General features: G+C 61.2%; 17 protein-coding genes and 1 tRNA gene. 5 read left to right on the forward strand and 13 right to left on the reverse strand.

The features are described 5' to 3' along the window. Nucleotides 1-118: 118 nt before the first annotated feature. The 11 genes from VHX65_00625 to VHX65_00675 all read right to left on the reverse strand — a co-directional run bounded on the left by VHX65_00625 (nucleotide 119) and on the right by VHX65_00675 (nucleotide 17,000). Nucleotides 119-832: an ABC transporter ATP-binding protein gene (locus tag VHX65_00625; GenBank protein HEX3997036.1), complete on the reverse strand. Its 714-nt coding sequence runs from the start codon at nucleotides 830-832 to the stop codon at nucleotides 119-121. A gap of 64 nt (nucleotides 833-896) precedes the next feature. Next, a complete protein-coding gene (locus VHX65_00630; protein ID HEX3997037.1) occupies nucleotides 897-2,294 on the reverse strand; it encodes an ATP-binding cassette domain-containing protein in 1,398 nt (465 codons plus the stop codon). Nucleotides 2,295-2,376: 82 nt separating this feature from the next. Further along, nucleotides 2,377-3,453, reverse strand: coding sequence for a branched-chain amino acid ABC transporter permease (locus VHX65_00635; GenBank protein HEX3997038.1), 1,077 nt, complete (start codon nucleotides 3,451-3,453; stop codon nucleotides 2,377-2,379). Between the two features lie 303 nt (nucleotides 3,454-3,756). After that, nucleotides 3,757-4,728, reverse strand: coding sequence for a branched-chain amino acid ABC transporter permease (locus tag VHX65_00640; GenBank protein HEX3997039.1), 972 nt, complete (start codon nucleotides 4,726-4,728; stop codon nucleotides 3,757-3,759). Between the two features lie 249 nt (nucleotides 4,729-4,977). Then, a complete protein-coding gene (locus tag VHX65_00645; protein HEX3997040.1) occupies nucleotides 4,978-6,294 on the reverse strand; it encodes a branched-chain amino acid ABC transporter substrate-binding protein in 1,317 nt (438 codons plus the stop codon). A gap of 149 nt (nucleotides 6,295-6,443) precedes the next feature. Continuing rightward, complete coding sequence (locus tag VHX65_00650) at nucleotides 6,444-7,274, reverse strand: hypothetical protein (GenBank protein HEX3997041.1); 831 nt, start codon at nucleotides 7,272-7,274, stop codon at nucleotides 6,444-6,446. 301 nt (nucleotides 7,275-7,575) lie between these two features. Next, the gene (locus VHX65_00655; protein ID HEX3997042.1) at nucleotides 7,576-7,731 is read right to left on the reverse strand and encodes a hypothetical protein; all 156 of its coding nucleotides are present in this window, start codon (nucleotides 7,729-7,731) and stop codon (nucleotides 7,576-7,578) included. 446 nt (nucleotides 7,732-8,177) lie between these two features. Further along, on the reverse strand, nucleotides 8,178-9,122 hold the full coding sequence (locus VHX65_00660; protein HEX3997043.1) for a DUF4928 family protein: 945 nt from the start codon (nucleotides 9,120-9,122) through the stop codon (nucleotides 8,178-8,180). Further along, nucleotides 9,113-10,600, reverse strand: a complete 1,488-nt coding sequence (gene dcm, locus VHX65_00665) for a DNA (cytosine-5-)-methyltransferase (protein HEX3997044.1) — start codon at nucleotides 10,598-10,600, stop codon at nucleotides 9,113-9,115. Before dcm ends, VHX65_00660 begins: the two co-directional genes overlap by 10 nt. A gap of 128 nt (nucleotides 10,601-10,728) precedes the next feature. Next, entirely contained in the window at nucleotides 10,729-14,973 is a 4,245-nt protein-coding gene (locus VHX65_00670; protein HEX3997045.1) for a hypothetical protein, read from the reverse strand. Nucleotides 14,974-15,164: 191 nt separating this feature from the next. Further along, entirely contained in the window at nucleotides 15,165-17,000 is a 1,836-nt protein-coding gene (locus VHX65_00675; GenBank protein ID HEX3997046.1) for a SulP family inorganic anion transporter, read from the reverse strand. Between the two features lie 369 nt (nucleotides 17,001-17,369). On the opposite strand from VHX65_00675, the gene VHX65_00680 reads away from it, so the two are divergent. From VHX65_00680 to VHX65_00695, 4 genes are all read left to right on the forward strand, one after another. Next, a complete protein-coding gene (locus VHX65_00680) occupies nucleotides 17,370-18,272 on the forward strand; it encodes an NYN domain-containing protein (GenBank protein ID HEX3997047.1) in 903 nt (300 codons plus the stop codon). Between the two features lie 154 nt (nucleotides 18,273-18,426). Next, nucleotides 18,427-20,805, forward strand: a complete 2,379-nt coding sequence (locus VHX65_00685) for a heavy metal translocating P-type ATPase (protein HEX3997048.1) — start codon at nucleotides 18,427-18,429, stop codon at nucleotides 20,803-20,805. A gap of 306 nt (nucleotides 20,806-21,111) precedes the next feature. After that, nucleotides 21,112-22,512, forward strand: a complete 1,401-nt coding sequence (locus VHX65_00690) for an RtcB family protein (GenBank protein ID HEX3997049.1) — start codon at nucleotides 21,112-21,114, stop codon at nucleotides 22,510-22,512. Between the two features lie 267 nt (nucleotides 22,513-22,779). Continuing rightward, the gene (locus VHX65_00695; GenBank protein HEX3997050.1) at nucleotides 22,780-24,027 is read left to right on the forward strand and encodes a hypothetical protein; all 1,248 of its coding nucleotides are present in this window, start codon (nucleotides 22,780-22,782) and stop codon (nucleotides 24,025-24,027) included. 38 nt (nucleotides 24,028-24,065) lie between these two features. Here VHX65_00695 and VHX65_00700 read toward each other — a convergent pair whose 3' ends face one another. Further along, nucleotides 24,066-25,115 (reverse strand): deoxyhypusine synthase, encoded by a 1,050-nt coding sequence (locus VHX65_00700; GenBank protein ID HEX3997051.1) that lies wholly within the window; start codon nucleotides 25,113-25,115, stop codon nucleotides 24,066-24,068. Nucleotides 25,116-25,259: 144 nt separating this feature from the next. Then, nucleotides 25,260-25,757: a formaldehyde-activating enzyme gene (gene fae / locus VHX65_00705; protein ID HEX3997052.1), complete on the reverse strand. Its 498-nt coding sequence runs from the start codon at nucleotides 25,755-25,757 to the stop codon at nucleotides 25,260-25,262. Between the two features lie 435 nt (nucleotides 25,758-26,192). Here fae and VHX65_00710 point away from each other — a divergent pair. Further along, a tRNA-Pro gene (locus tag VHX65_00710) sits at nucleotides 26,193-26,268 on the forward strand.

Here is a 26,268-nt window from a genome sequence, read left to right on the forward strand (position 1 = left end):
AGAGAGTGGTTGTTGCTGTGCCGGCGATTGGTATTGCCGACCATACTAACCAGAAGCCCAAACGAGGGCGACACCTCGATCGCGCAATTTTCGGCAGATTGCCGAAGTGCAGCCGCCGCTATTCGCCGAGATACGCGTCTTTCACGCGTTGGTCGGCCACCAGGCTGGCGGCCGGCCCGGAGAGCGTGATCCGGCCGGTTTCCATCACATAGCCGCGAGCAGCGATTTTGAGGGCCATTCGGGCATTTTGCTCGACCAGCAGCACGGCAATCCCACGAGCGTTCAACGTGCGGATGCAATCGAAGATCGTCGCCACCACCAGCGGCGCCAAACCGAGCGACGGTTCGTCCAAGATCAGCAGTCGGGGCCGGCCCATGATGGCCCGCGCCACGGCCAGCATCTGCTGTTCGCCGCCGGAAAGTGTGCCGCCGGCCTGCTTCGCTCGTTGGCGAAGGATTGGAAACAGCGCAAACGCCTGTTCCAAATCGTCTTTGACGCCGCGCGGATCGGAGCGCGTGAAAGCGCCCATCTGCAGGTTTTCGAGCACCGTGAGACGCGGGAAAATCTTCCGCCCCTCGGGACAATGACACAACCCACGGCGGACAATTTGATCCGCGGCAACGTTTTGCAATTCTTGGCCGTCGAACCGCACCCGGCCCGACCAGATCCGATTCACGCCGGAAACGCACATCAGCGTCGACGTCTTGCCGGCGCCGTTGGCTCCGATAATCGTGACGATTTCGCCCGCGCCCACTTCGATCGAAATGCCCTTGAGCACCTCAATCGGCCCATAGCCGGAATGCAGATCCTCGATTTCCAATAGAGCGGGCATGGCAACGTTCAGTGATTCGGGAGTGGGGCCTGTATCGCGCTTGCGGTTTCGCGCGTCGCCGAGCCTACGATGTTTCTTCCTGCCCCAAATACGCCGCGATCACCTTTGGATTGGCCCGCACTTCGGCGGGCGTTCCCTCGGCGATTTTCACGCCGTGGTCCAATACGGCAATGCGGTCGGAAATGCCCATCACCACATTCATATGATGCTCGATCAAGAGCACCGTGGCGCCGCGGTCGCGGATGCCGCGGATCAACTGCGTGAGTTCGACCGATTCGGTCGGATTCATTCCAGCAGCCGGCTCGTCCAACAGCAACAGCTTCGGTCGCAGGGCCAAGGCGCGGGCAATCTCCAATCGCCGCTGCTGGCCGTAGGCGAGCGAGCCGGCGAGCGACGACGCCCGGGATTGCAAACCGACGATGCCGAGCACATCGAACGCCAGACGGGCCGATTCGCGCTCGTCCGCATGCTTGAGCCATTGGGCGCGGCCGAGCATCGCGAACGGTGGAAGCAGCAGCAACAGGAGGAATTTGGTCGTTCTCGGCGGTCCGGGCGGCAACATCGCGGGAACGGCGACCAATGCCAGCCCGCCGGCCACGAACAGCCAAACGACCGCGAACGTCAGCCACCGCCGCACGCCGCGCCCCAGCCGGCGATCGATCGCCACCTGCACGTTTTCCAGCACGGTCATGCTCGATAGCAAGCGGATATTTTGGAACGTGCGGGCGATACCGCCGCCGGCGATCACGTCAGGCGTTCGCCGCGATCGGCTCCATATTGCAAACGAACCGGCGCTGCCGACCAGCAGTCCAAGGATCGCGGCAATCCACTCGATGCGCAATTGCGAGGCACGGGCAGCAGCCACATCGGCCAGCATTTGCGGATTGGCCAACAGTCGCCTTGTGCCGCCGGCGGGCCCCGCGCCGACCGACCTGCCGTCGATTAACCGTTGGAAATAGACCGACATGATCCACGCCTGCGAGCGCTCATCGGCCACGCCAAGAACAGGCCGCGACGCGTCCCAGGGGACGACGGCCCACCGGCCTTTCCATCGCTCCGTGGCCAATTGGCCGCTCATGTAGCCGCGGAAATCGGCCCAGGCCTGTTTCGCCGAAAACCCAGCAGGGCCTTCCTGCATGTTGCGCACGATCGTCGCCCGCCAGAGTTGGTTGATATCGACCGATAGCAACAGTGCGGCAATGCTCGTGGCAATGCCGATCGCGGCGCAGAACAGCACCACGCGAAATCCAAACGGTCGCCGCAAGTCGCTGCCGCCGCATTGGATCGTGCCCGTGGTCGGTTCGTAGATGCCGGTGATCGTGTTGAAAACGGTCGTCTTGCCGGCGCCATTGGGCCCGATCACGGAAAAGATCGAATCCCGCGGCACGTCGAGATCCACATCGCTAACGGCCGTCAGGCCGCCGAATCGCATCGTGAGCTTGTGGACTTCGAGCAGGGGCATCGGAGGAAGGCTGAGGGTGAGGGTGAGGGTGAGGGTGAGCGGTTAGGGACGCGCGGGCGGTAGGCAGCGCTGCGCGGCGGAGCTAGGGGAGGTCTTTGGGTTCTATGTTCGAGGCGGGGGCGTGGTATTCGTGTTGGATGCGGCGCGAGGGCAATAGGCCTTCAGGGCGGAAGCGGACCATCAGAATCAGCACCACCCCGAACGTGAGCAGGTTCCACTGCTTCAGCGTCAGCGACCAATGCAAGGCGTGGGCCCATTGGTCCAACTGCGGAACCAAGATCAGTTCATATCCCTGCAACAGCAGCACGCCAAGCAACACGCCCCGAATGCTCCCGAGGCCGCCAAGGATCAGGCAGCACAACACGGTGATCGAAAGATTGAAGCTGTACGTGTGCGGATCGGAAGTAGTGGCCAGCTTGGTGGCGAACATGCCCCCGGCCAGACCGGCGAGCGCTGCGCTCAAGGCAAATGCGGCAAGCTTCACGCGCGTCGCCGGGATGCCCAAGCAGGTGGCAGCCAGTTCGTCTTCGCGAATCGCCACCCACGCTCGCCCGAGCCGCGAATTCTCCAAATTTCGCAACAGCAGAACCACGCCGGCCAGGATCGCCAACGAGAGAAAATAAAACGGCCGGTAGTCGTTCTGAAACGTGATCGGCCGATGCAACAGCGAACTCAACCAGGCGGGCATCGCCGGCGGGGGCAGCGGGTTGAGCGTTTTCATGCCGCCCGTGATGGCGTCGAGATTCTTGAGCGCGACATTCACGACTTCGCCGAACCCGAGCGTCACCAGCGCGAGATAATCGCCGCGGAGCCGAATCGTCGGGGCGGCGAGGATCAACCCCGCCAGCCCGGCGCCAAACGTGGCAAGCACGATCGCGGCGCTGAAGCTGAGTTGAAAGGGATACGCGCCCACGGTGAGGATGCCGATGATGTAGGCCCCGATGCCGAAGAAGGCCGCGATTCCCAAGTGCAACAAGCCGGCGTATCCGACGACGACATTGAGCCCCAGCGCAAGAATCGCGAAGACGAACAGGTCGGTGATGCTGCCGCCGACGGTGGTTTTTTGCCCAAGCACGAACGGCAGCAGCACGAACACGATCAGAGCCGCAAGCTCGGGAAGGAAGTGCCCCCACCGCGGCCGCGCGATGCGATTGGGCACGGGAGCCGCGGGGGTCGGCGGGATTTGGGCCACAGAATTAACGGCCTGTTCGCTCATCGTGATTCAGCACCGCATGGTTTAGTTCTGCCGCTCGACACTCGTTAGACGGCCCTACCCTAGACATCGCGTTTTGGCATCGCCCCCTCGCTAACGCTTCGGGCTAGTGTGCGACTCGGCGGAATACTAGCCCGAAGCGTAAGCGAGGAACGGCCCCAACTCCGAATTCACTTTTCTTTCCAGCCCGTCAGCGGGGCACGCTGCCGCACAATCCTGCAGCGGCACCTCGACGCATGCCGCCGCGCATCACACTTTTTCTCTCGCCCGTTCGCCGAGCAAACCGGTCGGGCGGAACACGAGGATTACGATCAGGATGCCGAAGATCAAGGCGTCGACCCAGTGCTGGCTGACGTAGCCAATGCCCAGCGATCGAACCACCCCGATCACCAATCCGCCCAGCACGGCACCAGGGATATTGCCGATGCCGCCCAACACCGCGGCCGTAAATGCGTACAGCCCGGTCTTGTAGCCCATCTGGAATTGGATCGTGTTGATATACAGTCCGTAGGTCACACTGGCGATGCCGGCCAGGCCGCCGCCGATGAGAAAGGTGGCCCCGATGACGCGTTCGACCGGAATGCCCATTAGCCGGGCCGCGACCGGGTCTTGCGACGTGGCCCGCATCGCCCGGCCCAGCTTCGACCGCTTGACCAGGATCGTCAGGCCGATCATCGTCGGCACCACGACGAGCACCAGCAGCAGATCCTTGAGCGTGAATTGCAGCTCGTTCAAGTGCAGCGGCAACGACAAGCCCTCCAGCAGATTCTTGCGCGGGATTAGATCGGGAAAATCGCGATCGGCCGAGCCGCCCCACAACTGCCCGATGTTCATGAACGAAAACGAGACGCCGATGGCCGACACCAGCGGGGCAAGCTTCGGCGCATTGCGGAGCGGCTTATAGACGACCCGGTCGACCGACCAATTCAGACCCGCGCCGAATAGCGGCGTGAGCACTAGGATCAGCAGAATTCCGCCAATCGTGGCCGCCGGGCCCGCGCCTTCCAAGTGCAGCAGGCCGAGTAGCGTCAGGGCAAAAAAAGAGCCCAGCATGAACAAATCGCCGTGCGCGAAGTTGATCAGCCCAATGATCCCGTAGACCATCGTGTAGCCGAGAGCGATCAGGGCGATCAGGGCCCCAAACGTCAGTCCGTTGATGCACTGCTGAAGAAATTCAACGTGCCAATACGAGGCATCCGCGGCAGCGAGCAAATGGGGCATCATGCGGCGGGCCTGGGGAATCGGACGATTGACGCGCGGATGCAATCGCAAACCACGAACCACGTAGCCGGCACTCTCCGCGTGCCGTCGGCGATGCCGATTCGCTCACCGTTGCAATCAGACACCGCTAAAACTCTGCTCCATCAACCATCCGCATTTCCCATTCTTGCTCGCCGTCGAATCGCTCGAACGGCACGGTGGCACGCGTTTCAAGCGGCCGACCGCAAACGGAGCGTGCCTGCTACAATATCAGTCGCCGAGAAGTCTGTCGAATTCGAACTTGCCGCGGCGAACGATATTGCCGCTCAGCCGGTGGAGCGTCGTGTCGCCGTTGGCGTCGAACGACCATGTGCCGAGCGCACCATGGAAATCGCGGATCGCCAGGCATGCGGCAATGATCGCCGCGCGGTCTTTGCTGCCGGCTCGACGGATCGCTTCCAGCGCCACCTTCGCGGCTTCATAGCCATACACGGCGTAAGCCTCGGGCAGATGGCCGAACCGCTGCTTGTAGTGGTCGACGAACTGTTTTTGAGCCGCATGCTTTTCGTTGAACGCCTTGTCGCCGGTTTCAAATGCTTCTGAAGGCAAGCCGCCGAACGTGACGTAGCAGCGCCCGTTCAAATTCTCGGCCCCGGCCGATTCGATAAAGCCCTGTTCCATGCATCCGTCGGGCACCATCAGCTTCGCTTTCAGCCCAACAGCGACCATGTCTTTGGCGATCTGGCCCCCCTTCGTTTCCGTCGTGCCGCCGAAATAGATCAGATCGGGGTGCAGGGCCTTGATGCGCGTCATCAGCGAACGGAATTCGAGTTCATGAGCATCGACGCTGTCGTAGCCGATCACGTTCAATCCAATATCGTCGCAGCGTTGGGCGAACAGTTGGGCGAGCCCTTGGCCATACACCTCTTGGTCGTCGAGCACGAAGATTCGCTTCATGCCCATCGCCTTCGCCCAATCGGCGCCCAAGGGGCCTTGCAGATCGTCGGTCGGCACGACGCGGACGTAGTTGATTTTGCCGGTGGGGCGATACACGCCCGGCTCGCGCGGATCGAATGGGTTCGGCTTGGTCAGGCCCGGAGAGGTGTTCGACGGGCTGATCATCAGCAGCCCGGATATCTTGCCGTTCGGGCTGCCATCCGCCGTGGCCTGGTTCAAGATGGGCATCGAGATTTTGGCGGCCCCGGAATTGTAGGGGCCGATGTAGATCATTACATCGGGATCGGCGGTCGCGGCGTTGGCGTTGGCGGTTTCCAACTCGGGGGTCCATTCGCCGGCCGATGCCGTGGCGTCGTCGCGATCGACGTAGTCGATTCGAAAATCACCGACCCGGTCATGCGCTTCTTCGAGCGCCATGCGGATGCCATTGACGATCGTGTCGGTTTGCTGGCGGGCGCTGCCGGTGCGCGGAAGGCTGGACACGATGCGGATCAGGCGCGGATCGCCTTGCTTGGCCGGCGATGTGGTGGAATCGTTCGCGGCGCCGCTGACCGCTCGCTCGGCGCAGCCGGCCAGCAGTGTTGAAGCGATGGCAAAGGTCCAAAAGAGCGGAGACCGAATGGCTGCCATATTCATTCCCGAGAAGCGAATCGCCTGCTGGGCGCTGGCATTTTAGAGGCTATGCCGCCGGGGCGTCAATTGTTGCACGGCGAGCGGTGTGCGAATACCGCTGCTTCACGCGGATCGGACATGCTGCTACCAGCATTTTGCGGCTTGAGTCAAGCGGTCGTGCTTGATGGGCGTCGAGAATCCGACCAGCGCGACATCGCCGGCCGATCGCCGGGCGGCAACCGATGGCCGATTTGGAAATGCAGCAGCACCGCCAGAAGCGTCAGGGCCAGCCCGGCCAGCATACGGTTCAAGATCAGGTGGGCCATGTGCGGGTGCATGGCCGTCGCCGGTGGTCCGCAGACGAAGCCCAGGACCGTCAGCACCATGGTGAGGCCCCAACCGCCCCAAAGAAGTCGTCGGCTGCGGGTCCAGGCACAGAAAAACAGCGGCACGATGTAAAGGATTGCGAAATAGTAATTGGCGGGCGAGAAAAAATCCGCGAGCGCGATCCCCGCCGCGAACGCCACGCCGAGGAGCACGGCCAGCGTTTCGTCGGTCTCTTCTTCCTCGCGCCGCATCGATTCGGGAATCTCAACGTCGGCGCTCAAGCTTGCCGTCGACATCCGCAGCTTCAGCAGCACTTCCAACATGCATATCGTCAGCACCACGAAGGTGCGGTTGACGAGATGAAAGTCGAACGGGGTTTGAGCCGCCGGGCTGCCTGCCGAATAGAGGGCCCATTTGAGAAAGTAGACCGCATATACGGCCACGACCAACGCGACCGTTACCCAGCGGAGCGAATTCGCGTATCCGGCCCGAACCAATACGACGAGCGGCACGGCATAAAGAATCGAGACAATCACGCCCCGAGAACCGATATCCGCGATCGTGAACAGCGCCAACAACGCAATTGCCGCGGCCATCAATCCGCGAGACTTGACCGGAGCTTCGACGGCCGACTCCAAGCGAGGTTGTCTCTCGGCAACGGGCTTACTCATGAATATCATTTTCGAATTACGTTCAACACGTTGAGCCCCGAACCACGCGACATTCTATTGTGCCGGTCTGGCCAGATCGGCAAATACCAATTCAACACTTCAAAGGTAGCTGGAGTATCGCCGGTTTTCTACATTTTCGGCGATATTTCTATTTGTAATGGTTGTGCGGGGATGGCGGAAACCAGTAGCCGAAAACGAAGAAAGCGACGATTCGGCAAGCGATTCACAAAAACGCGCGGCAAGCGTTGCGGTGGGTGTTCGCAAAACCGTGCGTGCCCTGGGCACTATTTCCGGCAGGCGCCTACGGCCCGCGATCTTCCAGCAGCTTGACCTCCCACTTGGCCAATTGGGCCTGAATCTCGTCCCAACTCAACGAGACGCGCGGGAAGCCTTTCAACTGAGGAATGCAGTGATCTTCTTGCGGAGGTGTTCGTCGCGTGACGCATGAATCTCGCATTCCCAAACTACTAAAACATGCCACCCGCTGCGTTGGAGCGACCGCCGGACGGCCTTGTCTCTTTCGGCGTTGCGCCCCATTTTCGCGATCCAATATTCGCGCCGTGATGATGGCACACGGCATCGCGCGCACCCATGCATGTGCCAAAAGCAGCCATTGACGTTAATGATCTTGCGGAATCGGGGAAAAACCAAGTCGGGTGTCCCAGGAAGTGAACGGACATGCAGCCGGTAGCGGTAGCCCAACGAATGTGCGATGCGGCGGACCACCAATTCCGGCTTGGTGTCCTTCGACTTCACCGCCGCCATCACGCGGGACCGATCGGACGGAGTTAGATTGTCTGTCATCTTGTGATTCGTGCGGGCGAAATGCTGCGCGAGACCGCGGAACGCCGCGGTCCGGGTGCGCCCCTTCCAGTTGGCTGGTCGGCCCACGCCATATTCCGCCTACTTGATCAGGATTCGGATTCCGGGCGTGCCGACGTTCGCGACCCAACGCGTGTTATATAGGTCGAATAGCGCTTCAAGTTGGACCAGCTTGCCCTTAGCCGAGAACTCGCCCAACTCGGTGACGTTTTGTCCGACGAAAGACTCAACGGATGCCACGACAACCCGGCGGGAATCGAGCCCGTCGGACGCACAAATCTCGTTTTTCCATGTAACTACACGATCGACCCTCGTAAGCACCCAAACCTCCGAGTCGGTGTCCTCTAGTACTTCCGCGATTTGCGATATGTGTTTTTCGTCCGGCAATCCGACCGCGACCTCGATCACCGCGTTCTCAATCTCGAAGTCGCCAAGGCGGGCACCGCGGTCCGATCGAGACTTCCGGTCTCCCTTATTCGCTGGAAAAACAGGAATTTCACGGCTGAACCGCAGCATAAGCTTTGCGCCGACGAGATACTGCGCGACATCGCCGGACTTCCCTTTCTCCTCCGCCTGTTTCAGGACGTCATGTAGAGCAGCCTCTGCACTGCGCCCGCGCACCCTGACCTCAAGCGGTTCCTGCTCGAGGATGTCTCGGAGGATTGCAGCGAAGGCGCTCTGCGCTAGGTCAACCAAGCTGTTTCTAACGCCAGGTGATGCGTCCGTGAACCCAGCGGCTCCGATAATATCTAATAACTGCTGTCCCCAATCTTGTAAACTGGACGAGCGTCGACCGTGGTTCCGGTTTATCGGCTCCAAGCTCAGCCGGGAGTGCGCACGGTTTCCGAACGTCTCGTGGGACTCAAGCCCGGAACTGCCCTTGCTTGCGAGATGGTCGTCGAGGTTAAGCGAGGGGCAGTCGCGAAGCTTCTCAAGCAGTGCCAGCGCCGTTTGCAGCCTGGCAGCCACGAAGTGGCTGCCCTTCTTCATGTGGTTCTTGGCGAAGTCGTCGAAGTTCAGGGACACGTTTGTCCCTCGCACTCGTTGATATTGCGGTCCGTTGTGATTTCGGGGGTGAGATAATTCTGCGCGATCCACTCGACAGCAGGAACGCAGACCGCATCGCCGAATCCGAACAGCGCTTGGTTTAACGGCACGTCAATAACGTAACTGTCGGGTACGCCCTGGAGCCGCGCGCACTCGCGGGCGGTTAACAAGCGTACCCTGTAGGTACCGTGTCCCGCCTTCAAAAGGATCTGTCGGCCGCTGCCGCCGCGCGGCGTTCGCAGGCAGCCGGCGAGACCGTCCGTGCGGAGTTCGGCCATGCTCTTCTCGTGCCGCACGCGTCGGAAAGCGGTTGCGTAGGTGAACGAGTCTCCTGCAACCATTTGGCGGGCCTGCTCGGCGTGCTTCGGACTCATCTGGTTCATAAAATACTCGACCCTTGTGTCACTCCACCAATGCTGATCGTCGTCGTGCAAATCCTCAACGACGTCGGCGAGCGTGGTACGTTGTCGCTTGAGTGGTGGCAGATCGCGAATATCCCAGTTGATGTTCGGGTGGGCGCATATAAAGTCGAATAGGCATTGCGGGCGAACATCGCTCATCAGGGCGCATGATTTTGCGCCGCGCCCCCCGCTTTGCTTGGCGATGACAAACAGGCGAACCCGGCTTTGAGGCACCCAATGAATCGCGTTGAGTATGATCGCATCGACCAAATACCCGAGCTCGTTCAGGGCTACGAGCGCCTGCTCTAGATCGCGCCCGCCGTGGCTCATCAAAAAACCGAGGACGTTCTCGAGCATGACGAGTGGTGGCCGGTGCACGCCCATCTCGCGAAGAAGCCTCACAAGTCCCCAAAACGACGACGACTCCTTGCCACGCAGCCCTTCCCATCGCCCTGCAATCGACAGGTCGTTACATGGGAATGATGCGGTAAACAGTGTGCATGGCGGCACGTCGGCAGCGCCGATCAGGTGAACGTCCCCGACAACCAGCCGATCGTCATTCGGCCAGTTGTGTCGGTACATCTCTGCCTTTTTGGGGTCAATGTCGTTCGCAAACTGGATTTGCCATCCACGTCGCTCAAGCGCAAGCCGTACCAACCCGATTCCGGCAAAAAACTCCGCGCAGTCGAGGGTTGGTCTCGGAATCTGTGGCTCGACCGAAAGCCGATAGCTCCGTTGCGATAACCTTTCCAGGGAAAGGACGGTCCCGGCCTTGACCGCGTGGTGATCGAAGAACTGGCGCACCCACCCTCGCCCACGGAAGAACCCTCGCGGCTTTCCCGTTTTCGAGTCACGCCCAATGTCGGTACGGACGGTACGACCGAGCCCCGCAAGGTGAATGTCGATGGTGGGGCAATCGGTCGATCGCTTTGCGGCACCTATGCAATCGGTTGGAAAGAAGTCGTAGTGGCCGTGGACGTACAGATGGTTCTGGCGGACGTTGCCCGCCGTCACCTGCAGCAGCCGTTTCTCAGGAGCCCCGCCCGAGCGTGTCATCAATCCGGTTTCCAGGCTTTGCTTCCGACCCGAGTTGCCAAATAGCGATTGGCGGATCGCGATGACCGACTGCTCAATCTTAGCGGCGGCGAAAACCCTTCGTCAATGCCCACGCGGCGGCCGCCTCCCTACGGCCCGCGATCTTCCAGCAGCTTGACCTCCCACTTGGCCAATTGGGCCTGAATCTCGTCCCAACTCAACGAGACGCGCGGGAAGCCTTTCAGATCGTCGGCCGCTTCGTCGTGCGGCTGAGCGGCCCGCTCCACCTCCTCTTCCAGAATCGCCAACCAGTCGGGCAAATCGAGTCCGGCGCCGCTCGGTTCCTCGGCCATTTGGCCCGCCTCCATTTCCAGCGCGGCAAACGCCTTCGGCGGCAATTGCCGCCGAGATTCCTCGAATGCCGGCCGAATCAGCGCTCGCAAGCGATCGATCGCCAGCGGCTGTAAAAACTGTTCGGCCAGCCGGTCGGCGATCGTTGAGAGCCGCATGCCATATTTCTTTTGCAGGTCCGCGAGCCGTTGAAACTGCTGATCGGCGGTGGCTTGTGTTTCCTTAGCCATCGCGCGAGCCCAAAGCTGCGAGGCCCCATCCCGGCCGCGGCGCACCAACACCTCGTGAACCATCATCACCGGCCGCAGGTTCCAGTGAATCCGCTCGTAAACGGCCTTGAGCCGCAGAAAATCGAGCAGGGTGTAGAGCGATTCACCGCGATCCGACTGCGTGGTGGTGGCGTTGTAGTCGCGATATTCGGCGTAGTTTTCGAGCACGGCCTCGATCACCAGCGACAGATACTTCTTCGCTTGGGGGCGCGGGAGTCGTTCGCCAAGCTCGGCAAGCAGGCGCAGGTCGGCATAGTCGCCGGGCTCGATTTGCAATTGGTCGAGCCAAACGTCGACTCCCTGCTGCAAAATGGCCCGGACATTGGCGTAGTTGAAAAATGCCTGGGTGAACAAGTCGTGGCCATAGCGCTTGATGAATTTCACCAACTCCTGCCAATCCTTGTCGGCGGCGACCTTTTCAAGCACCGATAGGCGCAGCGTGTGGCTATGTGAACTCCATTGGCCGAGCAGCGATTCGGTGAGGCATTGCAGGGCGTCGGTCAGGTCGCCGTCGCGCGGATCATCGTCGCGCGGATCGTCGCCGCGCGGATCATCGTCGCGCGCCTTGTCGTCGGGCGCCTCGGGTTCCGCCCCGCGGTTTTCCGACGCCTCGCCGTCGGGCCAACCGGCCGACGACTCCACGACGCACTCGACGAGCGCTTTGAAGCCCACTTCGAAAAGCCGATCGAACTCGGTCACCGCACCCGGCCCCAAGGGGTTATTGCGCTCCATGGTGCGCGCGGTATGAATCAATTGGCATGTCTCGCGGATCAGCCCCAGCCGCGGAAGCCGCCGCAACAATTGGCGAAACGTCTGCTGTAAGCTGCGCACGGCCGCGATTTTGTCTGGCTCGCCGCCGCGGGCAAGCCGCAGATAGAGCAAAGGATCTTGGCTCACCGCGGTCAAAAACGGCCCAAAATGGATTCGCGTCTCCTCGATATTGCCGGCGATGACGGCCCGCCAAAGCGGCAGCACCGCTCCACGAGAGCGATCGGCCCCTGTCGCCTTTTGGGCATCCCCAGCTTGCTCGCCGCTGGATGCCGTGCCGCCATCGTGCTCCGAACGCTCGCTTGCGGTTTCGCGCGCAACCGCTTCTTCCTGATCCCTGACCCGTGTCCCCTGACCCGTGTCCCCGGCCCCGTGTCCCCGGACCCCCGGCCGCTGACTCCTGCATTCTCCCGCTGCTGCATCCAAGAAGCGGCACGCTTCATCGACGGCGACGATCGTTCCGACGACCCGCTCGACGAGCGATTCCTTGGCATACCAGCGGCGGTCGTATTCGGCCAGCGATTCCGCGCTTGCCGTGGGATTCGGAATCGTTTGCCGCGCTAGGGAATCGGCAAGGGCGCGAAGGCGGTCGCCATTGTGAGTCGCTCGGTCGCGCCAAGCGCCGAGGCAATCGACAAGCGGCATGGAGGGCGCGGCCGACTCGCTGGCCCCGGAAGCAGTTTCCAAGCGAATTTGCGCCCGCGCCACTTGCTTCCATAGGCGGGCGACGGTGGTCAGAAACCCGAGACGGCCGGCCATCCGACTTGTGTCGTTCTCCGTCTCCGATGCGCTCCACGGGTTGAACGATTCGAGCGTGCTCCCTTCGACATTGTCGGCGGTGCTGTCGCGATACACCATTTCTTCATACGCGGCGCTATATAAACTGCGTGGATCATCGTCGGCTTCATCGCCTCCGGCGGCATCCGGCGGGCGGTCCGTCTTGGATGCTCCGCGATTTCCCGAAGGGGACGTTTGCAACTCCGGCACTTCCCAATACGTGTCGGCGTTGGCTTCGAGAAAATCGAAAAACTTGCGCAGCAAACGGCGTCCGGCTGGATCGACCGCAGTCGCACACGCGGCGGAGGCCGGCGGCCGCCGACAATCGTCGAGCGCCATCCGCAGCCAACGTTCTGCGAGGGGTTCGAACGACTGTGGGCCTTCGGCAAGCCGCACTTCGTCGGCACGGCTCAGCCAGTGCACCAACAGCGCCATCGCGGCCGCGAGATCGCGATGATCCAGGAGCGATTCGATCACCCATTGATACGCTTGCGGAGAATCGAAATCGGCGACATACGGCCGCCAAAAGTTGAGGTCTCCGCCGGCCGCGCCTGCCCGGTGCCAGGCGGAGAGCGCCTCGGCGACGCGCTGCGCCGCCGCCAACGACTCTCGCCCCGAAACCCATCGCATTCCGGAAATCGAGTTGCTGGCAAATCGATCCCACCAGTCGGTCAACCGCTGGAAATCGCCGGGCAGCCGAGCCAACACGTCTGCATCATTGCCGGCCGCGGCTTGGTGCCAGAGCCGGGCGTGGGTTTGAAACAATCGCTCCATTAGTTCCAAAAGCTCGTCGACGCGCGAGTCTGGAATGCTGTTTTCCACGGCGGGGAACAAACTGAATTGGCCGCCAAACCCCAAGATATTCCAAGGGTCAACGATCGCCCCGCATTCGATTCCCCGATGTAACAGGTCTTCGATCCGCGTCAGAAATATGGCTCCGTCGGACAGCCGCCCATGGTCCGCCGCCCGATGGGCATCGGTCCTGAGGCAATGAATCTGGCAGATCACCCGCGCGGACACGGCCGGGACGATTTCCGCTTGCCGCTGCGCCGCCTCGGGGAAGCCAAGCTTCGCGAACAGCAACGCCAAATGAACATGCTGCATCTGCAGCGCGCGGCGGCGGGCAAGCTGGGCATTCAGATGCTGCCGCGCCGCGGCAAACGGTTGGTGCAGGGCCGCGACTTCCGCTTGCAATCGTGCCGCATGGGCCCCGCCCAACCGCTGGAATAGTTGCTGATAGAATGCGTCTCGATAAGCGGCGATCTGCGGCAGCAGCGTCGAAAGCGTCGTCGTCGAATCGTGGGCCGACGGACTGCTGCCGCTCGTGCCCGAGGCCATCAAGATCGTGCCGGCCAAAACGGCTGCCGCCTCGAAAAGCAGTTCGTCGCGCGGAATTTCGCCGGCTCGATCGACGCGCTCCAGCAGGCCGTCGAGCGTGACCTGTTGCACGACGAATCGCCGATACCGTCCCTGCCCATCCAAATGATGCGGGTCCCATTGGCCGAAATGATAGTTCGGCCGCTTGTTAACCGGATGGTTGAAGTCGTACGCCCGAGGATCGATTGCCAACTCATCGAGCAATTTTGGATCGAACCAGGCGGCTTCGAGCAACGCCGGATCGGTCTGGTGCAACAGATCGAGGGCCATCGCGATCACATCGTGATAGACGCCGGCGCCGACACCCGCCCCAGCGATCAACCAAGGAATCGGCCGCACGCGCTCGTGTGCATATGGCTCGATCTTCTGCGAGGTGTTGAGCACTGGGAGCGGACGGTGGCCGATAAAATCGTTCAGCCGCCCCAGGGCGCCGGCAATAATTCGCGGCGTGTCTTCCCACGGAGGCCCTTCCGCCAACGCGGCCTCGAACACTCGGCCGATGAAAAATGGCCGCAACAGTTCGCCGTCGGCCAGATGGAATAGCAGATCGCGATGATGTTCGCGGTAGGCCGGCAACACCGCTTCGAACACGAGCCGCAGCACGGCCCGGGCCTGCTCGGCGTCGGCGAAAGCGGGCGATTGGCGAGCCAACTCGGCGAGTTGCGAATCCAACTGGCGCCGCAGCACGGCGGCGGATTCGCCCGGCGGAGTGCCGGCGGCTTCGATGGCTCTCATCAATGCATTCAGATTGCGAAGAAAGCGGCAATCCGACGCGCCCGACGAAAAGTTCAGATAGCCGAGCAACTCCTGCCAGATATTGGGCGCGATGTTCGCGAGAATTTTGTCGGCCATCAATCCCGTCTCCGTTGCCACAAAGCTGTTATGCGGCAAAACAGCGCGGCCGGCAAGGGGAGGGGGGAGCTAGGGTGAGGGGTTAGGGGCAGCGGACGAACGCCGACTCGCGAAACCGCAAGCCAGCTTCCACGCCGATCGAGCCAGAACCGCGCTTGCGGTTTCGCGCTTCCCGTCCCTAACCCCTCACCCTAAATCATATAGTAGAGTGGCTCGCTCGCTTCGCTTTCGCTCTGGTGCAAGCTGTTCGAGCAAGGATGAGGGCCGACAAGCTCGTACGCACGCCGCACCGCTTCCACCGTCGACGAGCCGGGAACGGTCGTGTTTTCCAGCAAAACTCGGTCCGGCGGCAGCAGATCTTGAAAGCGAAGATTGGCCATCGCTTCCGCGAAATCGGCCCGCACGCCGCAGAGCAGCACGGTCACGCCCCGATCGTGCATGTCGTGCAAGAACTGCTCGAACAGCTTCATGCAAACCATGTCCGGATTTCGGGTGCGCTTGAGCCGCAACACGATCACGTGTGCCCCCACGGGCGAATTCGCAGCCACGACGCGCCGCTTCAACGCGTCGAAATAGCCCTCGAGCTCGGGTGCGGCCCCGAAGAAAAGTTCCCCTTCCAAATCGTAAAGAACGATCGCCGAACAAGGCTCGTCGCCGGGTTGCCGATCGCGAACGACGCGGTCGGCGCCGACGATCAATTCGGTCGCTTTGAGCCGTGCCGCCCGCGGCACATACATGATGAACGACAGCATCGTGCCGACCAGGATCGAAAACTCGACGCTCAGAAAAACGGCCGTGCAGGCCGTGGCAAGCACGAGAATCATGTCGTATCGAGAGGTGCGAAGCGCGAATCGCAACCGGGGCCAATCGACCAATCCCGCAGCCGTCACCAGCAAAATCCCGGCGAGCCCGGCCGTCGGAATATAACCGGCCAGTGGGGCGAACAGCACCACGATCACCGCCGTGGCCGCCGCGGCAAACACGCCCGACCATCGTGTCGCCGCGCCGGCGTTGAAATTGATCGTCGATCGTGTCAGCGAACCGGAGCCCGGCATGCACTGAAAAAAGCCGCCGCTGAGGTTGGCCAACCCTTCGGCCAGGCATTGCCGATTGTAGTCGAGCTTCTCGCGCGTTTGCAAAGCGATCGACTTCGCCACCGCCAGCGCTTCGAGCAAGCCGAGCAGCGCGATCGCCACCGCGCTGCCGCTCATCTCTTGCACCCACCCGAAATTGATCGAAGGCACATGCAGGCTCGGCAGGCCCGCCGGAATGCTCCCCACCACCGACACCAGTCGATGCCCAGCCAGGTCGGGTTGCGACCAACCCAGGGCATGCGTCACCACCGCGGCCACGATCAGTGCCATCAGCATATCGAGCCGAGGCAGATGATATTTGCGCACGACGCGGCGCAACAGCACCACCAACACAGTGACGCCCAAGCCGATCGCCAGCGCCCGCAGATTCAATGGCCCGCCATGATTGAGCGATAACCACAGGCGATACAAAAGATGCTGCTTGCCCGTTCCCTGGTGTTTCAGTCCGAGCAGATTGTCGATTTGCCCCAGCGCGATCAGCAGCCCGGCTCCTGCCATGAAGCCAAGCACGACCGAATCGGAAACGTAGCGTGTCAGATCTCCCAGTTTGAATAGTGCGATCGCAATCTGCACCACGCCCACCATGATGGCGAGCAAAACCATGGCTTCGAAGATTTGTTGCCGCCCCGTTGGGTCCAGAAACGCCAACGCGCTGAAAACCACTAGCGATATGGCGTTGGTCGGCCCGTTGATCAGATACGACGACGAACCGAAAACTGCGCCGACTGCCGTCACCACGATGGCGGCATAAAGTCCGTAGCGAGGTTCGACTCCGGCGATCAGCGCGTAGGCCATCGCCTGCGGGACGGCAATCGCCGCGACGGTCAGCCCCGCGACGATGTCGCGCCGCAGCCAGCGGCCGACTTCAAGCCTGCGGCGATCCGTCGGCGGTCGAATCTGGCTCGGTGAAGGTGCTTCAGAAAGCGTCGACATAGCCTCTGCGGCGGTTTCAACGACGGTAGACTATCATCATAATGTTTATCGGAATAATGATTATTGCGCTTGAGCGGAAGGTTTGTCTATCCATTCTGATCGCGGATCCGGACAAAACCATCCTAGTTGACCCACCATACCGTGCTTTCCAATTTGGGCAAAGGCCAGCCTCCTTCGGACCGAACATGGGGCTTTGGTGGCCAACTTGCGAGTAGTGGAGCCGCCGTCAGGCAGGTACGATTATCGATTGGGGGAGAATGGTTGGGGTTCTCGCTTCAGCGTGCGCCCAGCATACTCAAGCGCGAACTCCAACAACCGACCGCCGAATAGCTTGTAGAATTCAATCGCGTTTCATAATGGAGACACCGCTTGGCGAACCATTCCACTCGCGCCGACCACTCGCCGCGAACGCCCGTCTCGGAAGAACCGCTGATCGCCGTGTTCGTCGACTTCGAAAATCTTGCGATCGGCGTTCGCGATATGAAGGTCGGAAAGTTTCAAATTCAGCTCGTTCTCAAACGCCTGCTCGAAAAAGGGCGCATCGTCTACAAACGGGCCTACTGCGACTGGGCCAACTACCAAGACTCGGTGCGCGAATTTCATGGCCAAGGGATCGAGTTGATCGACATCCCGCAAAGCAAGATGAGCGGCAAGAATAGCGCCGACATCCGCATGGTCGTCGATGCCCTCGATCTCTGCTACTCGAAGCAACATATCGACGTCTTCGCGCTGATCTCGGGCGACAGCGACTTTTCTCCGCTCGTGTCGAAGCTGAAGGAGAACAACAAGCGCGTTCTCGGCTGCGGCGTGAAAAGCTCGACCTCCGATCTGCTAATCGCCAATTGCGACGAATTCATCTACTACGACGATCTCATTCGCGTGGCCAAGCGGACGCAAGCCAAAGCCGCTCCCAAGAAAGAAGGGCCAGCCACCAATAAAGACAAGAAGCAAGAGGCCTCGGATCGCGTGCTCGAAGTGGTCCACTCGATCGAGCAAGACTACGATCCTTTGTGGGGCTCGCTCTTGAAGCAAGCGATCCGCCGTGTGTTTCCCGGCTTCAATGAAAGCTACTACGGCTATTCGAGCTTTTCCGATTTGCTCGAAGACATCAAAGCCAAGGGCCTGATAAAGCTCGAATACGACGAAAGCCGTGGGAACTACAAAGTCAGCCTCGCCAAGGAAACCGACGCCGAAAAAGAAAAAGACCGCGACAAAGAAAAATCGGCAACGCCTCCGGCCGCAGCGAAAGAAGAATCCGCCAGCGGCGCCTAGGCAAACTGCCAACTGCGGCGAAGCCGCGGTCAAAGTAGCAGGCACACTCCGTGTGCCGTCTGCGCACCTCGGAGCGTTGCGCACAAACCAGGGCAAACGGCACACGAAGTGTGCCTCCTAAAGGCGCCGGGCGGCGCAACTGAGAAAGCGATTCATGGCGACGGATCCAGTTTGCGGGATGTCGGTCGATCCCGAGCGGCCGGCCGCCGTCGTCGAACACGACGGACAACCGTTTTTCTTCTGCTCCAAGAGCTGCGCCGCGAAATTCCAACGCGACCCGCAGCGTTATCTCGATTCTTCTTACCAGCCCGATGCATCGCATCCGGTCGAGCTGCATCAGATCGGAATGTTCCAGCCCGCAAAGGCGGATCACGGCGCCGATCGGCCAAATCCCGGCGACCGATCGTCCGCCGCCGCCCGCTTCACTTGTCCGATGCACCCCGAGATCGTCAGCCGAACGGCGGGCGCATGTCCAATTTGCGGCATGGCGCTGGAAGCGATTGCTCCCAGCGCGGCGGAAGAAAGCAATCCCGAACTCATCGAAATGACGCGGCGCTTTTGGGTCTGCGCAGCATTGTCTGTCCCCCTGCTGCTATTGGCGATGGCCGACATGCTGCCGGGAAAGCCGTTCGGCCGATGGATTAGCCCATCGCTAGCAGCGTGGCTCGAGTTTCTATTGGCGACGCCCGTCGTGCTTTGGGGTGGCTGGCCATTTTTTGTTCGCGGCTGGGCTTCGCTGAGGAATCGAAGCCCGAATATGTTCACGTTGATTTCGCTGGGCGTCGGCGTGGCGTATGCCTTCAGCGTCGCGGCGGTCGCCGTGCCGGGGGCCTTTCCGGATGCATTTCGCGGCGAGAACGGGCAGATCGGCAGCTATTTCGAAGCCGCGGGCGTGATTGTCACGCTCGTGCTCTTGGGCCAGGTTTTGGAACTACGAGCCCGCGGTCAAACCGGCGCCGCGATCCGGGCGCTGTTGGGTTTGGTCCCCAAAACGGCCCGGCTCGTGCGCAATGATGGCACGGAAGCCGACGTGCCGCTTGAAGAGCTTCGTCATGGCGACCGGCTCCGCATTCGCCCCGGTGAAAAGCTGCCCGTCGATGGGATCGTGCTCGAGGGCTCCAGCGCGATCGATGAATCGATGGTCACCGGCGAATCGATGCCGGTCGAGAAGCAGGCCGGCGATTCCACGATCGGCGGAACGCTGAACGGTCCGGGCGGTTTTTTGATGCAGGCTGAGAAAGTCGGCAGCGAAACGTTGCTGGCCCGGATCGTGCAAATGGTCGCTGAGGCCCAACGGAGCCGCGCCCCGATTCAAGGCCTGGCCGACAAAGTGGCCGCTTGGTTTGTTCCGGCGGTAGTGTTGGCGGCCATGCTCGCCTTTATTGCTTGGAGCATCTTTGGACCGCAGCCGGCGCTGGCATACGCCGTGGTGAACGCGGTTGCCGTGTTGATCATCGCTTGCCCTTGCGCGCTAGGGCTGGCGACGCCGATGTCGGTGATGGTCGGCATCGGCCGCGGGGCGACGGCCGGCGTGCTCATCCGCAACGCCGAATCGCTCGAGCGGCTGGAAAAGGTCGACACGCTCGTGGTCGACAAGACCGGCACGCTCACCGAAGGCAAACCGCGGCTGGTTTCGATCCTGCCCGCCGCCGATCGGAGCGAAGATGAAATTCTTCGTCTGTCGGCCAGCCTGGAGCGCGCGAGCGAACATCCCTTGGCCGCGGCGATCATCGGCGCCGCCGAAGAGCGGCGGCTTGCATTGCAGAATGTCGCCAATTTCCAATCGCACACCGGCCGCGGAATCTGCGGTTCAATCGCCGGCCAGTCGATCGCGCTGGGCAATCGAGCGATGATGGGCGAATTCTCGATCGATCTCGATAAATTCACCAACGAAGCCGAGCGACTGCGCCGCGATGGCCAGACGGTTGTGTATCTCGCCGTCGAAGGCCGTATGGCGGGTCTGCTGGGCACCGCTGATCCGATCAAGGAAAGTGCCCCGCACACAATCCAATCCCTGCAGCATCTCGGCATTCGGATCGTCATGCTCACCGGCGACAATCGCACGACCGCCGAAGCCGTGGCTCAACGGCTCGGCATTGATGTTGTCGAGGCGGAAGTGCTTCCCGATCGGAAAAGCGAAGTCGTGCGGAGGCTTCAATCCGAGCGCCACGTCGTCGCAATGGCCGGCGACGGAGTGAACGACGCGCCAGCGCTGGCCCAGGCCGATGTCGGCATCGCGATGGGCACGGGCACCGACGTGGCCATGCAAAGCGCCGGTGTAACGCTCGTCAAAGGCGACTTGCGCGGCATCGTGCGTGCTCGGACGCTCAGCCAAGCCACGATGCGCAACATCCGCCAAAATCTCTTCTTCGCCTTTGTATACAACCTGCTCGGCGTTCCGATTGCCGCCGGCGTGCTCTACCCATTTTTCGGCGTGCTGCTGAGTCCCATGATTGCCGCCGCCGCGATGAGCTGTAGCTCCGTGTCAGTGATTGCGAACGCGTTGCGGCTGCGGCGAGCGCCGCTGGAATAGTGGTTAGTGGTTAGTGGTTAGTGGTTAGTGGTTAGTGGCTGGGGAAATCGCGATCGCACGGGAATTCGGCCTGCAGCTCGCTTGCGGTTTCGCACGTCTGCCGCACCTCTCCCCGATATAATTGCAAGGCGTGGGCAACCTTGGCCGAACCAATCGCGTACGCCATCTGTCCATCCTGTTGCAATTTGCTCGAACGGTCTTCTGCCTCCCTTTCGTGCAATTTCGCGTCGTTCGTGGTTCCGGCCTTCGTCGTATCCGTGTCAATCCGTCTTATCCGTGGTTTCCCTTTTTCCCCTTGGTCTCGCCATGAACGCCCGGCAATTGGAAAAGCTCGGTGTGCCGTCCGAATGCATGAAGAGCGCGATCGCCGCCATTCAAAGCGCGGCCGCGGCCGGCGCGCTGCGCAGCATGAACGTCAAGCAGGCGATCAAAGATGTTTTGGACCGCCCAGCGGATCATGTGACCGATGAATATTTTGGCGCACTGGCACGCGACGTTCTGCAATCGGCCGAATCGGCGCCGATCCGCGAGCCGATTTCCTACCGCACTTGGGGCGATAGCGGCATCGATCCCGCGTCGCATGCGCAGATGCGGCAGGCCTGCGGGCTGCCGATGGCCACCGGCGCGGCGCTCATGCCCGATGCCCACGTCGGCTATGGGCTGCCGATCGGCGGCGTGCTGGCCCTGGAGAAAGCGGTGGTGCCCTATGCCGTCGGCGTCGATATCGCCTGCCGCATGAAGATGTCGGTGCTCGACATGCCGGCTTGGAGCCTCACGGATCGGTTGAAGTTCGATTTGTTCGAGCGGGCCTTGGAGCGAGGAACCCGGTTCGGCGTGGGATCCACGCACCAAATTCGCCAAGACCATTCGGTGATGGACCGCGACTGGTATGTCACGCGAATCACGCGCGAAAACAAAGACAAGGCCTGGAAGCAACTGGGCACCTCCGGTTCGGGGAACCATTTTGTCGAATTCGGACTGTTGACTTTGTCGCAGCCCGACGCCGAGCTCGGGCTTGAAGCGGGCGAATATGTCGCCCTGCTCAGCCATAGCGGGAGCCGCGGCACGGGAGCATCCGTCTGCTCCACCTACAGCGCGATCGCGCGGGCTCGGCTGCCGAAGAAATACGAATCGCTTGGACGGCTGGCTTGGCTCGATCTGGAATGCGAGGCTGGCCAGGAGTATTGGGCGGCCATGAACCTGATGGGCGAATATGCCGCCGCGAACCACGATGTGATCCATCGCAATGTGTCGAAGCTGCTCGGGGCGCGAATCGTCGCCGGCGTCGAGAATCATCACAATTTCGCCTGGAAAGAAATGCACGGCGGGCGGGAGCTGATCGTGCATCGCAAAGGCGCCACTCCGGCCGGCAAGGGCGTGTTGGGCGTCATTCCCGGCTCGATGGCCGATCCGGCATACGTCGTGCGCGGCAAAGGGGTCGCAGAGAGCTTGAATTCCGCATCGCACGGCGCCGGCCGGTGCATGTCGCGCACCGCGGCCAAGCAAAAATTCACTTGGAACGCGGTGCGCAAGAACCTCGAAGCTCGCGGCGTCAAAGTGCTCTCCGCCGGGGCGGACGAAGTGCCGGGCGTTTACAAGAACATCGACGCCGTGATGCGCGAGCAACAAGACCTGGTCGAGATCGTTGCCCGGTTCGATCCGAAGATCGTCAAAATGTGTGGCGACGGCAGCCAGGCCGAGGATTGAGCGGCGGCCACCGGCGTCGTTGGGGAAACGCTTTCCGTGCTGCAACGGTAGCAGGCACGCTCCGTGTGCCGTCGGCGCCGCTCTGTGCGCATTGCACCGCGAAGGGCAGACGGCACACGGAGTGTGCCTGCTACGTTAATCGGGGCGACGCCGCCTTGGCGTTCCGGCGCGCGATAAAATCGCATCGCTCTCGCGGATCGTTTCGGCCTAACCCCCCCGAAAGAACTCCTATTGGGCGGCCCGGCGAACTTCGCTATCATCCGCGCCATGATGGCCAGCAATCTCCTCCAATCCGTGACGGAAGAAGACATCGGACGCGAGATGATCCGCATGGTGCCGCAGTGGTATGAAGCGGCCTGCGGTCCCGAGGAACACGCGATTCCCGTCGGCCGACATGCCGCTAGCTTCTGCCATCATACCTCGCTCACATCCAATCTTGCCGTTTATCTCGACAAGGTGTCCGCGCGCAGCCGCGAATTGCAAATCGAGCGGTTCGTCGAGTATCCGGGCATCATCGACATCCTGATGGAAAGTTTTGCGGTGGAATGGCTGCGGCTCCATTCCGCCGACACGGATTGGGTCAGGCTGATCAACTACCTCGACACGGTCGCTCGCCGCACCCATGAAAATCTTCCCGTCGCGCTGACGCTCGTCATCCGGCCCGGCAGCGGGCAAGGAGATGTCACCCTGCCGCGCCTGCAACGCTTCTTCGATCGGCTCGCGGCTTCCGCCCACACGTTCACCTATCTGGCCGTCGATGCCGATTTGCGATTGATCGACTACGGCTCCGTGGAATGGTCGCAGGTGAACGACGCCAAGTCGTACAACTTTTATCCCGAGTTTCTGCATCCGATCCGCTGCGCCATGAACGACGACGACTTGGTGGCCCACGTCACCTCGCGCGGCGAATTGGTGATCATGAACAAGACCGGACTGTTGGCGACCAAACGCAAACGGAAGTGGAAAATCTACGACGCCCGCGATTTTGAATTCAGCCTCGCCCAATGCATCGGAAGTGCAAACGTCGCCGCGAACCTGTTGGAGCTGATTTTCGACCTCAGCTTTCGCCGGCAGGGGGCACTTCTGGTTTACGACGCCGCCCATTGCGTCTTGCCGCGGGTGTTGAACTCCGAAAGCATCGTCTCGCCCGACTGGTATCACAATGGCCAGACCGCGAGTGTGCGCGAAAGCGGTCAAGCCCTGATTCGCCACTCGATCGACGATATCGCCGTCGGCGGACCGCCCGGTTCGCTGAAGAAAAAGCGGCAGTTGATCGAAATGGCAAGCATCGACGGCGCGATCATTTTCGACGACGACCATATCCTGGCGATCGGCGCGCTCATCAAATCGCATTCCGAAGTGGGCAGCCAATTGGGTGCCCGAGCCACGGCGGCGCGATCTTCGTTCCTCTGGGGCGCGCGGCCAATCAAAGTCAGCTCCGACGGCGATGTGACGATCTATTTCAAGAGCACGGGCAACGACCAAGAATGCCCCGCCGCGATGAATTTTCTGTAATTCATCCCTGCCTCGAATTCATCCCTGCCTCGAATTCATTATTGCGCCGTCATCGGCTCCAGCGACCGTGTCCAGCGGCGCTCCGTGCGGTCCTTCCAAGCACCGCGGTGATAGGCGTAGCCGGTGATCAGCGGCACGGCCAAGGTGGCTTCGCTGAAGACCATTTGCTCAAATGCCGTGTCGACTTTGCCCCAGCTCGATGCTTCTTTGAGCGTCGAACTCGAAAGCGCCCCGTCGCGCACATCGGCCACGGTGATCTGCACCGCATATTTGTGCATTGGCGCTTCATGCCCCAAAACATCGGCCGCCACGACGACATCTTGCGCGAAATTCTTCGGCACGCCGCCGCCGATCATCAACAAGCCCGTCGTCGGACTCTTGATCTTCAACTGCGTCAGTTCATAAAAATCCTTGACGCTGTCGATAGAAACTTTCGCTTGATCGCCGCGGGAGTGCTGATGGGCCACCAGGCCGAAGCCGGCGGAGCAATCAGAAAACGCCGGACAAAAGATCGGCACATCGTGCTCATAAGCGGTCCGCACGATGCTTCCCTCGCCGCGGCCGTGCGTCTCGAGCCACGCGCCCATGGCATGAATGAACTCGCGCGATGAATAGGGCCGCGGGGCCAGCTCGTCGGCAATTTGCCGCGTCGTATCGTCGCAATGGCGAAGCTCGTCTTCATCGATCAGCGTGTCGTAGATGCGATCGATTTGCAAATTGCGAAGCTGATCGTCGTCGAGACCCGACTTGAACCGCTCGGCGGCCATGTAGTGACGAAAGCCGAGGGCTTCGAAAAAATCCTGATCGACGATATTCGCCCCAGTGCTGACGATACCGTCGACCATGCGAAAGCGGATCAAATCGACGAAAATCTGCCGCAGGCCGGCACTGATTAGCGAACCGGCCAGACATAGGATGATGCCGCATTCCGGATCGCCGAGCATCCGGTCGTAAATCTCGGCCGCGCGGTGCAGATCGCGCGCGGAATATGCCATCCGCCGCATCGATTCCACGAACGGCACGACATCGTGCCGCGTGATGTCGATGTGCTCGATCGGTTGCGATAGCAGTTCACGTTTGTCGAGCATGGCACTCTCGTGGGCTCGTGCCTATAGACCATCGGCACTGCGCCGCCACTGGAGCCCGCAGCGCTAGCAAGAGAGGTTTCTTGTGGACCGATGGCGACATACCACCCTTGCTCGCGCCGCGGCCTCGAGCATATTTCCGACCGCCTAGAACCCGCGGAACGGATGGTGAGCGCTTTCCTTGCCGGCCAACATTTCGTCGGCCGACGGCTTGCCCTGCATGGCGGCCGAAATCGCGTCTTTCGTGGCCTTGTAGTTGTACTCGTAAATCTTCTTGTCGTCGGCCGCGTCCCAATGGATAAACACGCCGCAAACGATCACCAAGCTCTCGACATCTTTCTTCGGAATCACGCCGGCCTCGACCGAATCGGCCACGGCCTTGGCCACCGCCGCCTGCGCCGGGCCAAACATTTGCACGGCTTGCTTCGCCCCTTTGATCGTCACCTTCGTGATCAGCACCGTCGATGGCTTGACGGCCAAATTGGGCGTCAGCACCGCCAGCAAATTCGAATGCCCTTCGCTTTGCCGGGCCAACGCATTGGCAAAAGCCACACCGACCGGCCCACTCTTATCGCCGATCAACAGATCGATATGGGCAATCTCGTTCCCTTCTCCGGCCAACGCTTCACCGACGAACATCGACATGACCAAATCTCCTCGGGCAAATAGGGCTATTGAATCCGATGGCCGCGGCCACCCCCGCGGATGGCACTACGCGGATAGCAACTGCGCGGATGGAACTGTGCGGATAAGCACTGCGACTGGGCTTGGCGCTTGTCCGGAACCGACAACGGATCGGACCGGTTTTATCCGGCCGCGGCAAAGCTTCCTCGCGCCGCATTCCCACTAGTTTTTCGGACAGGCTCTTGAACCGCTGTCCAAGACCGATCAGTTTAGAACACGCTGGGGCGAATGCAAGGACCCGACAGCGAGAATGGCAAATGGCGAAGCAGGAATGACGAAATCAAGTCGGCTTGCCCGGCTTTATTGCAAATGGAGGCTCGCCGCGGTTGAAAGCCCCTCGTGGATTTGCCATACTTGAGCATCGGCATAGCGGGCCAGCGGCCCGGCAGCCCGATTCGGGGCGTGGCGCAGCCTGGAATAGCGCGCTTGCTTGGGGTGCAAGAGGTCGCAGGTTCAAATCCTGTCGCCCCGA

Source organism: Pirellulales bacterium (genome assembly GCA_036267355.1).
Classification (GTDB): domain Bacteria; phylum Planctomycetota; class Planctomycetia; order Pirellulales; family DATAWG01; genus DATAWG01.

Coding starts and splice junctions, on each gene's coding strand:
- VHX65_00625 (HEX3997036.1), bottom strand. CDS start 832: ATGCCCGCTCTATTGGAAATCGAGGATCTGCATTCCGGCTATGGGCCG.
- VHX65_00630 (HEX3997037.1), bottom strand. CDS start 2,294: ATGCCCCTGCTCGAAGTCCACAAGCTCACGATGCGATTCGGCGGCCTG.
- VHX65_00640 (HEX3997039.1), bottom strand. CDS start 4,728: ATGCCCCATTTGCTCGCTGCCGCGGATGCCTCGTATTGGCACGTTGAA.
- VHX65_00645 (HEX3997040.1), bottom strand. CDS start 6,294: ATGGCAGCCATTCGGTCTCCGCTCTTTTGGACCTTTGCCATCGCTTCA.
- VHX65_00650 (HEX3997041.1), bottom strand. CDS start 7,274: ATGAGTAAGCCCGTTGCCGAGAGACAACCTCGCTTGGAGTCGGCCGTC.
- VHX65_00655 (HEX3997042.1), bottom strand. CDS start 7,731: ATGCGAGATTCATGCGTCACGCGACGAACACCTCCGCAAGAAGATCAC.
- dcm (HEX3997044.1), bottom strand. CDS start 10,600: ATGACACGCTCGGGCGGGGCTCCTGAGAAACGGCTGCTGCAGGTGACG.
- VHX65_00670 (HEX3997045.1), bottom strand. CDS start 14,973: ATGGCCGACAAAATTCTCGCGAACATCGCGCCCAATATCTGGCAGGAG.
- VHX65_00675 (HEX3997046.1), bottom strand. CDS start 17,000: ATGTCGACGCTTTCTGAAGCACCTTCACCGAGCCAGATTCGACCGCCG.
- VHX65_00685 (HEX3997048.1), top strand. CDS start 18,427: ATGGCGACGGATCCAGTTTGCGGGATGTCGGTCGATCCCGAGCGGCCG.
- VHX65_00690 (HEX3997049.1), top strand. CDS start 21,112: ATGAACGCCCGGCAATTGGAAAAGCTCGGTGTGCCGTCCGAATGCATG.
- VHX65_00695 (HEX3997050.1), top strand. CDS start 22,780: ATGATGGCCAGCAATCTCCTCCAATCCGTGACGGAAGAAGACATCGGA.
- VHX65_00700 (HEX3997051.1), bottom strand. CDS start 25,115: ATGCTCGACAAACGTGAACTGCTATCGCAACCGATCGAGCACATCGAC.
- fae (HEX3997052.1), bottom strand. CDS start 25,757: ATGTCGATGTTCGTCGGTGAAGCGTTGGCCGGAGAAGGGAACGAGATT.